8 protein-coding genes and 1 pseudogene are annotated in these 13,029 nt (G+C 49.6%); 2 read left to right on the plus strand and 7 right to left on the minus strand.

The features are described from left to right. Positions 1–30: 30 nt before the first annotated feature. Together FCL47_RS00110 and FCL47_RS00115 are read right to left on the minus strand one after the other, a co-directional pair. Positions 31–468: a hydrogenase iron-sulfur subunit gene (locus FCL47_RS00110; protein ID WP_136811318.1), complete on the minus strand. Its 438-nt coding sequence runs from the start codon at positions 466–468 to the stop codon at positions 31–33. Next, positions 468–4,913: an FAD-dependent oxidoreductase gene (locus FCL47_RS00115; protein ID WP_153306341.1), complete on the minus strand. Its 4,446-nt coding sequence runs from the start codon at positions 4,911–4,913 to the stop codon at positions 468–470. The genes FCL47_RS00110 and FCL47_RS00115 overlap by 1 nt, the downstream gene beginning before the upstream one ends. Positions 4,914–5,704: 791 nt before the next feature. On the opposite strand from FCL47_RS00115, the gene FCL47_RS00125 reads away from it, so the two are divergent. Continuing rightward, positions 5,705–6,592, plus strand: coding sequence for a hypothetical protein (locus FCL47_RS00125; RefSeq protein WP_136811323.1), 888 nt, complete (start codon positions 5,705–5,707; stop codon positions 6,590–6,592). Between the two features lie 290 nt (positions 6,593–6,882). On the opposite strand, the gene FCL47_RS00130 is transcribed toward FCL47_RS00125, so the two are convergent. From FCL47_RS00130 to tatC, 3 genes and pseudogenes are all read right to left on the minus strand, one after another. Beyond that, a complete protein-coding gene (locus tag FCL47_RS00130; RefSeq protein ID WP_136811325.1) occupies positions 6,883–7,890 on the minus strand; it encodes an NAD-dependent epimerase in 1,008 nt (335 codons plus the stop codon). Between the two features lie 49 nt (positions 7,891–7,939). After that, complete coding sequence (locus tag FCL47_RS00135; protein ID WP_136811326.1) at positions 7,940–9,211, minus strand: class II fructose-bisphosphate aldolase; 1,272 nt, start codon at positions 9,209–9,211, stop codon at positions 7,940–7,942. A gap of 136 nt (positions 9,212–9,347) precedes the next feature. After that, positions 9,348–10,204: pseudogene (gene tatC / locus FCL47_RS25505) on the minus strand (twin-arginine translocase subunit TatC). Between the two features lie 94 nt (positions 10,205–10,298). On the opposite strand from tatC, the gene FCL47_RS00150 reads away from it, so the two are divergent. After that, positions 10,299–10,628: a GIY-YIG nuclease family protein gene (locus FCL47_RS00150; RefSeq protein ID WP_136811332.1), complete on the plus strand. Its 330-nt coding sequence runs from the start codon at positions 10,299–10,301 to the stop codon at positions 10,626–10,628. On the opposite strand, the gene FCL47_RS00155 is transcribed toward FCL47_RS00150, so the two are convergent. Next, positions 10,599–11,666 carry a hypothetical protein gene (locus tag FCL47_RS00155; RefSeq protein ID WP_136811334.1) on the minus strand — a complete coding sequence of 356 codons (1,068 nt, stop codon included), beginning with the start codon at positions 11,664–11,666 and terminating at the stop codon, positions 10,599–10,601. The two genes, FCL47_RS00150 and FCL47_RS00155, sit on opposite strands and share 30 nt — an antisense overlap. Positions 11,667–11,838: 172 nt before the next feature. Continuing rightward, positions 11,839–13,029 (minus strand): VWA domain-containing protein, encoded by a 1,191-nt coding sequence (locus tag FCL47_RS00160; RefSeq protein ID WP_136811336.1) that lies wholly within the window; start codon positions 13,027–13,029, stop codon positions 11,839–11,841.

Here is a 13,029-nt window from a genome sequence, read left to right on the forward strand (position 1 = left end):
TTAAAAGGTTCTGTCCAGGTGAATTCGCCCTTATGCTGGAGCTGCCACCTTCCTTGGTTTCGCCTTCAAGGGATTGGGTCCAAGGGACAGGATATGCTCGGTCATCTCCTGGGCAAACTTTGCAAATGTTGGTCCTTCGCCTGAAGACAGGTTATACATCCTGACCCGGTCGCCTTCGATACCGATCTCCTCCAAAAGATCATGGATATGGTTGACACGTTCCCGGCATTGGAGATTTCCCTCATTGTAATGACAGTTGCCCTCAAGACAGCCGACGCAATACACACCGTCGGCCCCTTCCTGAAAACACCTGAGCATATACATCACATCCACTTTGCCGGTACATGGGACGCGGAGTATTTTTATGTTCGTTGGGTACGTCAGCCTCATCGAACCTGCCAGGTCCGCAGCAGAGTACCCTCAGTAATCACAGCAAAACGCTACAATCGTTGGTTTAAAATCAGCCATTATATTCCCTCCGCCAGCAGAGTTTCGATCTCACAGGTAATCTGATTGTCTTCATAGTTGTTGAGGTTGATGGCCTGTCTCGGACAGACACAGGCGCAGACTCCACATCCCTGACAGAGTGCCGGATCAATCTGGATTTCTCCTGCCGCCACATTGAACTGCGGGACCTCAAATGGGCAGGACCTCACACAGGTCAGACACTTGACGCAGTGATCCGGGAACACCTCAGCCTTGATGGCCGACAGCTTGATCTCATCCTTGGAGAGAAAAGTAACGGCCCGCGCTGCAGCGGCATTCGCCTGGACGATGGCCTCGGAGATCAGTTTCGGTCCATGGGCGGTACCGCATAAGAAAACCGCGTCGGTTCCCATATCCACCGGTCTCAGCTTGACGTGGGCCTCAAGGAAATACCCTTCGGGGTTGGCGTTGAGTTTCATCTTGCTGGTCAGTTCATCGGAAATGTTTGGCACGACTCCTGCGGAAAGTACCAGTACATCAGCACATATCTCCACGTCTCGCTGCAGGATATGGTCTCTGACCGTCACCAGCACACCTTCGTCTGAAGCTTTCGCCACAGGTGGGTTTTCCTTATAGTATCGGACAAAGATGACGCCCTGCTTTCTGGCCTCGGTGTAATAATCTTCCATCTGGCCATACAGGCGCATGTCGCGATAGAGAATAAACACCTGGGTATCCGGACTGCTTTTTTTGATAGCCAGCGCATTTTTTACCGCCGATTGGCAGCAGATCCTCGAGCAGTTGGGCCTCTCGTCATTGCGCGAGCCAACACATTGAATCATAACGACGGAATCCAGATCGGAGGCACCCTTTTCCGCCAGCCTGTCGCCCAGTTGGGTTTGGGTGAGCACCCGGTCGTCTTCCCCGTAGAGGAACTCTTTGGGGGTGTATTCCTTCGCCCCGGAGGCAACGATGATGACACCGTGCTCGATTTCCTGCGGTTCTGCCAGACCACCCGCGCGAACCATGGTCTTGAAGTTGCCTTGAAAACCTTCAAATCGGGCAATCTGTGAATTGGTGAGAACGGTGATTTTCTCATCCGATTTAACCGCCGAGGCAAGCTGATCGACATAGGTCCTGACGTCTGCACCCTCGATGGTGTGGTGCAGCTTCAGGCCCATACCGCCCAGTTCCCCCTGTTTTTCCAGCAGGGTGGATGAAAAACCCTGCCTGGAAAGATCGAGAGCGGCATTCATACCGGCAATTCCACCACCTACAACAAGGGCATGCTTGTTGACCGGAATGACCTTGCCATGGAGCGGCTTTAACTGGACGGCACGGGCAACTGCCATACGGACCAGATCCTTGGCCTTTTCGGTGGCGAGTTCCGGATTATACGCGTGCACCCAGGAATCCTGATTCCTGATATTGGCCATCTCGAAGAGATATCTGTTCAGCCCGCATGCTTCAAGGGTTTCCATGAACATCGGCGCATGGGTTTTCGGACTGCAGGAGGCAACGACCACCCGGTTCAGTTTTTCCTCAAGGATCTTATCCTTGATCTTGGCCTGGGTATCCTGGCTGCAGGTAAAGAGGTTGTTATCGGTAAACACTACTCCCGGCAGACTCTTTGCGTACTCCTGTAAGGCGGGAACATCAACAACGCCTGCAATGTTGGAGCCGCAGTTGCAGACAAAGACACCGACACGTGGCTCCTGGCCGGAGATATCGATCTCTTCCGGTATTTCCACAGTCTTGGTGTCCGTACCCCGCGCCTCGGCTATCACACAGCCGGCAAGGCCCGCCGCAGCACTGGCTTCAGTCACTGAGGCGGGAATATCCTTTGGTCCCTGGAAGGTGCCGCAGGTAAAGATGCCCGGACGCGAAGACGCAAGTGGTGCAAAAGGTTCACTTTCGATGAATTTGTTCTTGTTGACGTTTATCTCCAGCTTTTTGGCCAGTTCGATGGTTTCGGCAGGAACCTCCAGACCAACGGAGAGAACAAGCATATCGAACTCTTCTTCCATCATTACGCCATCTTCGTTACTGAACCGCAGCACAAGATTTCTATTCTTCGGGTTTTCAGTCACCGAATGAATTCTGGACTGCACAAAACGGATCCCTTCCCGGTTTCTGGCACGGTTGTAATACTCTTCGTAGTCCTTGCCAAAAGAGCGGATGTCCATATAGAAAATGGCCGCATCGAGATCGCCGCCGGCGTGTTCTTTGGCAATCATTGCATCCTTTATGGCGTACATGCAGCAGACGGAGGAACAATAACTGTTGCCGCACTTATTGTTGTCCCTTGAGCCAATACACTGGAGCCAGGCTATTTTCTTAGGCTCCTCGTGATCAGATGGCCGGACCAGATGCCCCAGGCAGGGACCGCCGGAACTGAGCAACCGCTCGAACTCCAGGCTGGTCACGACATTCGGATTTTTCTTGTACAGATAGATATCTGAAAGAGGCGTCGGATCGTATGGCTTGGCACCGGTGGCGAGAATGACGGAACCGACCGCAAGGTCCTTGTCAACTGCTGCCTGGCTGTGATCAATGGCGCCGGCAAGACAGGCATCCAGACACTGGTAACACTCTGAACAGATACCGCAGCTCATACATCGGTGTGCTTCCTTCTGGGCCATTTCCTCGTTAAATCCATAGGCAACTTCGAGGAAATTGCCGGCACGTGCCTCGGGGGCAAGATGTTCGGCCTTTATCCGTTCAATAACCCCTTCACCTTCAATTGCAGGTCGTACATATTCCCAGACCTTTTCACGGCCTTCTTTCAGGTCCATGTTATTTATAAAACGATCGATGGAGATAGCCGCTTCCTTACCACAGGCAACCGCGTCGACCACGGATTTGGGTCCATAGAAGGCGTCGCCACCGGCGAAAACCCAGTCGATGGGGGTCTGCAGGGTGACAGGATCCGCCTCCAGGCCGCCTGGCCTCGAGATGGCAATCCCTTGATCGGCGAAGCCTTCAAGATTGGCGCTCTGGCCGATGGCAATAATGAGGGTATCAGCATTAAAGGTTTGACAGACGCTCTCGTCATATGCCGGATTGAAGCGGCCGTTCGCATCAAAGACCTGGGTGCAGCTCTTAAATTCTATGCCGGAAATTTTCTTAGTAGAATTATCCAGGAAGAGATTTCTGGGGCCGAAGCTGTTGACAATCTCGATATCGTCTTCCAGTGCCTCGGTGATCTCATATTCCCAGGCGGGCATTTCTTCGCGACGTTCCAGGCAGATAAGCGTTACCTTCTCGGCGCCAAGCCGTTTGGCAGTCTCGGCCACATCAACAGCGACGTTGCCGCCGCCCACGACCACGACTTCCTTGCCAACCTCAATTTTTTTGCCTTTTGCGGCATCGCGCAGGAAATCAACCCCCTGCAGGACGCCCGCGATATCTTCGTTTTCAATACCTAGTTTTCTGCCGCTGTGCAGGCCGATCGCCAGGAAAGCGGCAGAATAGCCGTCTGCTTTCAGGCTTTCCAGGGTGATATCTTTGCCGAAGGTAACACCGCATTTAATTTCGGCACCCATCTTTTCGACCACCTTGATTTCGCTGGCCAGGATGTTCCGGGGCAGACGATATTCAGGGATGCCGTAGCGCATCATCCCGCCCGTCTCGTCCTGCTTTTCGAAAATAGTGACATGATATCCTTGTCTGAGCAGTGCATAGGCGGCAGTAACACCCGCCGGACCAGAGCCGATGACCGCAATTTTCTCACTGCGTTTTGCCACCCTGGGCGCGGGTATGTACAACTCACCTTTTTCCAGCTCATAATCACCCAGGAAACGATGCAGCTCACGGACCGCAAGTGACTGGTCCACCTGGGCACGGGTACATTCACTTTCACAAGGATGGTGACAGACCCGGCCACAGATTCCCGGAAACGGATGCTCTTCCTTGAAAAGCTTCAAGGCCTCGTCATGCCTGCCATCGTTGATCAGGGCGACAAATCCCTGGATGCTGACATGGGCAGGACAGGTGGCCTTACAGGGGGCGGTTCCTTCTTTGTTGATACTGAAGGATCCTGGGATTGCCTGGGGATACTGCTTGTAGATTGCTTTACGAAAATCGAGTCTTTCGTTGTACTCGTTCGGGACGGAGACAGGACAGACCTTTGCGCACTCGCCACAGCTCGTGCATTTCAATGGATCTACATATCTCGGGGTTTGATGAATTTTCGCAGTAAAGCTTCCCGGCTCGCCTTCGATGCCCAGAAGCTCGGTGTTCGTTAAAAGTTCTATATTAAGATGACGGCCGACCTCGACCAGTTTGGGTGAGATGACTCACATTGCACAGTCGTTGGTCGGGAAAGTCTTATCAAGTTGTGACATGACTCCGCCGATGGCGGCGGATTTTTCTACCAGGTAGACGTAATAGCCGGACTCTGCCAGGTCAAGCGATGCCTGCATACCAGCAATACCAGCTCCAACAACCATAACCGATCCACTTTTCCCGTTCGTGCCAAATCCCATTGATGACTCCTTAAGTGCTTATGGTTTAGATTTTGCGTATACCGCTCAATTGATTTTTTCCGCTGCAGTGATCTCTTACGAAATATCACCTATTTTCGCAGATAGACATCCTGCCAGGGTGACCTCCTTTCTGATCGACAATTTTTTAAAATACAATGGGGTGATATACCTTGTCTTTCGAGCTACCCTGATAATGAGCTTGCCCGACCATTGCTCTTCAGTCTCTGCACCTGATGCTAGCTTAAAATCAGCTCTATATCAATATTTTTTATACATTGGCGTCAATTATCTTAATTTCTTTTTGATTCAACTATCTATCTATCATTTTGATGGATCGCCAAAAATGCCCGGGATTGATCTGCCTTCCGACGCATAGACCGCAGCAGGAAAAAGGATCGAGACTTCAGAGAATTAAAAAGGGACAGTCCTGCTGCACCTGAGCATGGATAATTCTTGAAAATCTCTGTGCGGCGGAAATTATCTGCTATTTACCTGCGGATTTTTAGGCTAAGATTGACTCAAGCTGTATTGTTCAACGGCCGCCCTACAAACGTTTCTGAAAACGTGCTGTCTTTCGTTATACAACCACAAAAAGTGTAATACTGAGAATCGTATGCAACGTTGACGAACTGAAGGACTCTCCGCTCATACCAGCAAGCGCGGTGAAAGGAATCTTTTTCAGGCGAGCCAAATGCGCTCGCCGCAATTTCAACGAGAGCAACTGAAGTTTGTTCACGACTAGGAAATTAAGCAATATCGGCACATTTCTAACCATCCGAGCAGGAGAAACCATGACACATTATCTTCAGGCTTTTCAACCGTGTGAGAATGATCCACTTACCGTACTTGTGGCAAGAGAGGAGGATCTTCTAAGAAATGACAGCACCACCACCATTAAGTCTAAAGAGAAGGTGATTCCTTATCCCGATATCTGCAAAATCATATTTGGTGACGGATTTTTGTTTCAGACCCTGACGCCGCATGAAATGAATATGCATTCGTTAGGTGAGCGTTTAACCCGTTTTGCAACACGTCCGTTTCATGCTCCTTCTTTGCTTGAATTTATGGCTGTCACAAAAGAACTGCTCGGCGGTCGAGAGCCTAAATCCAACGAATATTCTCATCGATTTTATCAAAATGGCGGGCGTTCCCCTGCTGCTTTCCGTGTACATAGGCGCTACGGGGATGACGTCATTCTCTCCAACGAGCGGACACATTTCGTCGGCGATGTCATGCTGCTTGGTACTTTTATGGAGATGGTAAAAGCCTTTAATCGATTTGGTGCCAATACCGATTTCAACTTGGATTTTGTCAGTGAATTATCACAAGCACGACGCACCATTGAAGCAGAGGCTGGCGTAACTTCGGTTTTTCATGAAAATTATCGCCCAGTTGTTTTGACTATGCCATATTTTGACGGGGAGCATTGGTCGCAGCCTGCTCCTGTTTTGCTGCAGCCAGGTGATGTAGTGTGGAACACAAACGCCGAAGCCCTTTATCTTCTGAATGAATTTAAAGTATCTCAACCTGCAGCAGAGATTAAAACTGCTGTGCCAAATCGCACTTTTGTTAAGACAACAAAAAATAGCTGCAGCGCCACCACGCTGGTAGGCTATGGCAGAAACATGCACAATATTCTGCGTTGCGGCACGCGAGCCGTTCTTTTTGGCCCCAAATAACGTTTTTACGATCATTGGCAATTGCCCGGCAGGCAAATCTCTGCACGGCCGGTGGAATTACTTGAATTGACGAAAATTAATGAAGCAAGGACAAAAAAGGATTCTTGCGTCCAGGTTATGACAAGCTTACCTTGTCGTTTTTAAGGCACGCAAAGATTGACGGTTATTGCGAGCCCGATCCGTCTCAGGCTTCACGGAGTAGGCCGGTCCACCGCACAGGAAAAGGCCCGCCCCCTTTCAGGAGCAGGCCTCATTGGAAGATACATCCAAAAGAGATAATTGTAGATCGATTACTTATAATAGTCTTTATACCAATCGACAAACTTGCCGATGCCATATTCAAGCGTGGTGGATGGTTTATACTTAAAATCTGCAACCAGATCGTCGACATTGGCGTAGGTGGCTGGAACATCACCCGGCTGCATGGGCAGAAAATTTTTCTCCGCTTTTCGACCAAGGCAATCCTCCAGGACTTCGATATAACGCAACAGCTTTTCCTTGTTGTTATTGCCTATGTTATAGACCCGGTAAGGACAATAAGATGTTGCCGGATCTGGAGCATCGCCATTCCAGGCAGAAGCGCTTTCCGGCACCCGCTGGACGACCCGGCAAACCCCTTCAACAATATCATCGATATAGGTGAAATCACGTTCCATTTTACCATTATTAAAAACATCAATAGGCCTGTTTTCGAGAATCGCCCTGGTAAACAGGAAAAGGGCCATGTCCGGTCGTCCCCACGGCCCATACACGGTAAAAAACCTCAGCCCGGTAGTGGGCAGATTGAAGAGATGACTGTAGGTATGGGCCATTAATTCGTTGGCTTTTTTCGATGCCGCATACAAAGACACCGGGTGATCCACATTATCATGCACAGAAAACGGCATTTTCGTGTTGGCACCATAGACCGAACTCGAGGAGGCGTAGACCAGATGCTTTACTCCTGAATGTCGGCACCCCTCGAGGATATTGACAAATCCTACAATATTGGTATCCACATAGGAGTGGGGATTGATCAGCGAGTAGCGGACTCCGGCCTGGGCTGCGAGATTAACAACCGCATCAAAATTATATTTCTGGAAAAGGTTTTCCATCGCCTTTCTGTCAGCAAGCTCAAGATTCACATGGGTAAACCCAGGACCTTCAGCAAGAGCGGCCATGCGGTCTCTTTTCAATTGCGGGTCATAATAGTCGTTTACATTATCCACCCCAACGACTTCTGCCCCCCCGGCAATCAATTTTCGGGCTAAGTGCGCCCCGATAAAACCGGCAGCCCCGGTAACAAGTATTTTTTTCATCTCTTCCAGCGTAAGTAATTTTTAACAATCAGGACGGGTACCATCCAGCTCAATCATCAAAATCGCCTGGAGGTCCGGCATCGACAACCAGCGCTTTGGCCCGTTCAACGATCAGCTCTTTCGTCCATTCCATAGGATTTTCCAGCTGTTTTCCTTTCGGTCCCAGGTCAAAAGAACCTGCCTGCAAAATCAATTCCTTTGCCAGAGTGGCGGTACCCTCGGCGTTAAATACCTTGGTCAACATATTGTAGACGAACTCTTCCACTGCCTTGCTCATTCGCTCGCGAACAGCCCTCTCCTGAGCCAGGAGCAGGTTTTCAAAAGGCAGGTTGAGGTTTTTATAGTTGCCGCCCTTCCAGCCTTTTTCAGCAGCATATCTGGTCATCCTCTGCCACATTTCCTCTGAGACGCCCTGACCGGCAACTTTTTTAAAATTCCCGTCGCCATCCAGGATGGCATTACCGTAATCATTGACCTCCACTCCCCAGGAAACCATCTGCAGGGCGGTGGCTACATTGGCCTTGGTAGTATGCGTCCCCGCCGCAATTGCCCGCAATTTATCGGAATTATTTCCGGAAGTTCCATGCTGGGCTCCGGAGACGCCATAGCGCGCGATGGCCTCATGGATTCTGGCGGTCAATTCGACCTGAATACCCTGGCCGCTTGCTTCCAGTCCGTGTGTCGATCCGTTGTTTAAGGCGATCCAATCAGCAAAAATACCATGGGCATTAAGCCCTTTTATCAGAAACGAAGCATCATCCACGGTGGAAAGACCCTGGTCACCTTTAATCTCCCCCACTTCCGTCTCGAGACCGGCCCATATGGGAATACAGGGATTGAGTTCAAGGTTGGCCAGAAGATTTTTATCGTCCGGCATATGTGATGCATCAACCGCAATGGAGGTTATCCCCGCATCAAACATGGACGGTATTTCCATTTTTGCAAACGGTATATCGGCTTCACTTTTTATGCCGTAATGATCGGCATGAATGGCCACCGGAATGGTGATACCCAGTTCATTGCAGATACAATCCACATGCAGGGCAATATTGTAAAAATTGGTTGGGCAGTAATTCGACTCGGAGCGGGCTATTTCGATAAGCAGTGCAGCGTCGGCACGCTGTGCAGCCATAAGGGCACCGCGTATGATAAAGCTGTTGCGGCCATTAGCCGCAATAGTCATGGCCCTGCCCTTTTTCACCAGTGCCTGATCAATCACCTTACCACTGACGATCAGGGCCTGCGAATGAGGAAAACGTTGAGTAATATTAGGGGGTCTGCCGATCTGAATCAATTTTTCATACTCTGCATTTTTACCCATAAAATACCTCCATTCGTTTTTTCCATTGATCTTTTGGTGTCAACATTATCTTTATCGATAATATGAGCAAAACCTGGCCCAAAGCTCCATTAACTATTAATGCAGACAAGGTGAAAAATCCAGTTAGGAAATCCTTTTATTCTGATATGTTCTCAGGGGGCGGTGAGGCATCGCCAAAGCCGGAAAAACCTTTTTTACCAAACAGCCAGACGGCCAGGACGCTGATTTCGTAGAGGAACATGAGCGGAACAGCCATCATCAACTGATTGACCACATCGGGTGTCGGCGTCAGGATGGCGGCAATGATAAAGTTGACAAGGATGGAATATTTGCGGTTGCGATTCAGAAAACCGACATCGACGACCCCTATCTTGGCCAGAAAGACCATGAATATCGGCATCTCGAAGATAGCACCAAAGGCAAGCAGGAGCCTGGTCGCCAGGGAAAAATACTCGCTCACCGCCGGCATGGAGGTGAGAAACTCGTTATTATAGCCGACCAGAAATTTGAAAGCGGGCGGAAAAACAATAAAATAACCAAAAGCAGCCCCGCCGATAAAACAGAAGCTGGAAAGAACGGAAAACGGTATGACCACCCGTTTTTCATGGCTGAACAGGCCGGGTGCGACAAAGCGCCAAATCTGCGAAAAAATGACCGGACAGGCGAGCAGAACGCCACAGACGAGCGCGAGCTTTAGATAAAAAAAAACCCTTCCTGGTACGAGGTAAAGATAAGCGATGTTCCTTTCGGCAGGACTTCGGTCAATGGTTTAAAAAACCAGGTGCCGATGGGCCGGATAACGGCATAGGAGAGACAAAAGCAAATAAATACGGCGACCAACGAAATAATAAGACAGGAACGCAGCTCTCTGAGATGTTCAGTCAACGCCTGTCTCTGAAAGTTTTCACTATCATCTTGCTCTATCATGTGTTCATATATCCTGAAAATTGACTTTTCATAACTGCCGGTTACGGAAAATGACTTGAATACCATCTGCGATTCAATTTGGCAAGATGGACCAGGCAAGGTTTATCCTTTTCTCAAGCTACAGCCATTCAACCAGACTGCATACCCAGGCCCGAATCCAATGAATGAAGCAGAACCAAGAACCAGCAGCGAGCCTGCACCAGCCTGGCATGTCTATATTGTCTGCTGTAATGATAACTCATACTATACCGGCATCACTACCGATCTCATGCGCCGGATGGAAGAACACAATTCAGCCAAGAAGGGTGCGAGATATACCCGCACCCGACGTCCAGTAGAATTAGTCTACTTTGAAAAAGCGCCTTCCAGATCGATTGCAACCAGACGAGAACTGCAGATCAAAAAGCTGCCTTTGAACAGCAAAAAACAGCTAATAAAAACATGCCCGCCCAGCAGCTGGTTAACCATAAAAAGCCCGGATCTTCTCTGATACCCCTTTGGTCAACGCCAGCACCTTACGCGCCTGCTGCTCTGAAACAGTTCCGGTGCCACAGCTTGGCGTAATCAATGTCTGCCGGTACACTACTTTTTCATCAATGCCGATAGCCTGCAATCGACGGGATTGTTCAAACCACTTCTCGACCAGGGAATCGACTTCTTCAATGTCGATAAACTCGGGCGTCGTCGGCACGATGCCGGTGGCCAGGATCCCGCCGCGGGCAAAAAAATCGGCCAGCTGCTTGGAGTAGAGGATCAATTTATCAAAATACGAATAGGCATCGTAGCTGATGATATCGACGCCTGAATCAAACAGCACCGGCCATTCAGTGTTGGCACAGACGTGCACTCCCGTCAGCCCGTTTTCCGCTCGAACAGCAGCAAAAACCTCATGAAAAGAGCTAATAATATCTTCATTGGTGATGGTGATAAAGGCTGAAGAACCAAGTCCAGCCAGGCCCGGTTCATCAAAAAACATTATCGGTCGTCCGCCAATTTCAGCCATTTTTCTGGTCTGCCATCTTGCTTTCAGGGCCAGGTGCTTTACTGCGGCATCACGAAGCTCATCATTATAAAAAATAGCCCTCCCGGCCTGATCGACCAGCCCGGTACAAAAAGTGATCGGCCCGGTCGTCTGCCCTTTCATGCCAATCAGTTGTTCCTTTCGCTTTTCAGCTTCCGCCAGAAAAGTGTAAAACCCTCTGGCCACTTCCCGGGAGATTTGAAAACGTGACCCGTCAAGGGACGTCTGTCCTTCGGAAACCAACAGAAATTCCTCATAAAAAGCGAGCAATTCTGTGGCAAAGCTCTCGCTCTCCGTATCTATGTATGTTTTTCCATTTGCCTCCCTGATACCGGGCAGGCCGGGGATAAACTGGAGAATCATCCCCTCCTCCTTATACACCGGCAACTGGGGCCACAAAGGAATCTGGGGGGTAAAATCAAAAATTAATTCAGTCGCTTCACTATGATCTTTCAGGGGAAGACTGCCAATGAGAAGCGGCAGGCAGTTCGGCATAAATTGTAACATATTCAGAAACCTTCAGGAAAACTGTTAACATTGAGGTAAATACAATGGAGAGAATTAATAATGCCGAAAAAGGAAATGTCACCCTGCAAAACGGCTCAAATCATTTTGTGAAGAAACTTTTGCCGCAGTAATTGTGGGCGGGGTTCTTCCACCGGTGTCGACGCAATGCACCTTACTTGCTCATAAGATATTGCACCCCTTTCTCTAATCCATCCAGAGACAGTTCAAACATAGGAATAATGGACTGGATAACCTTGATGCTCTGGGTGTACGGCCAGTGATTACTGGGAATGGGATTAAGCCAGATGGTTCGCGGAAAACATCCGGCAAGAAATTTCAGCTGTTCGAGAGACGGCCTGCCGCTTCGTTCAAAAGCATAGATTGAGCCATCAGTGGACATTAATTCATAAGGGGCCATACTTGCGTCGCCAACTATGATCATCCGGGTATCCGGATCCAGTTTGGCAAAATCCTGAATCTGGACAGCTCGCCGGTATCTGGCCGGATCCTCCCATAAAAGATCATAGATGGTATTATGGAAAAAATATGTTTTGAGATCCTTGAACTGCGACTTTGCATAGCTGAACAGGGTCTGCACAAGATCAACATGGGGTTCCATCGACCAGCCGCCATTGTCAATAGCCAGGATAATTTTTAACCGGTCGACGATCCCCCGCTCAAAAATCAGTTCAATCTCCCCACCATTGCGCATGGTCTGATAAATTGTTGCATCGATATTGAGTTGGTCCTTAGTCCCCTGCGGAACAAGATTGCGCAGTCTTTTAAGCGCCTCACCGATGGAACTTTTGGTCAGGACTCCATGCACCGAATATTCTCTGTACCGCCGCTCGTTGGCTACTTTCACCGCCGATTTGTTTATTGACCCCCCGCCCACACGCAGGCCACCGGGATGAAGTCCCGAATGGCCAACGGGCGAGGTTCCTCCGGTGCCGATCCATTTGGATCCACCGTCATGTCTCCCCTCCTGATCCTGCAACCGTTGCTTGAAATAGTCCAGCAGTTCCTCTGGGTTCATCCGGCTAAGTTGTTTTTCATCAACCCCCAAAGCGGCAGCAAGCGATTTAGGATCCTTAAGCCATTCATCCAGCATACTTCTGGCAAGCAGCTCAAGAGCCGCTTCATCCACATCGGGCAACTCGGCCCCGGCAAAAATATGGGCAAAAACCTGATCATAGAGATCGAAAAATTTCTCACTTTTGACGAGGATCGTTCGCGCGGCGGTATACAGGTCGTCTATGGAGTTGACCAATCCACCTGCCATGGCCCGGTGCAGAGTGAGATAGGACGTCGGACTCACCGGTATGCCGACCTCTTTCAACTTATAAAAAAAATCAATAAACAT

Origin of the sequence: Desulfopila sp. IMCC35006, from assembly GCF_005116645.1 — a bacterium.
Lineage (GTDB): Bacteria > Desulfobacterota > Desulfobulbia > Desulfobulbales > Desulfocapsaceae > Desulforhopalus_A.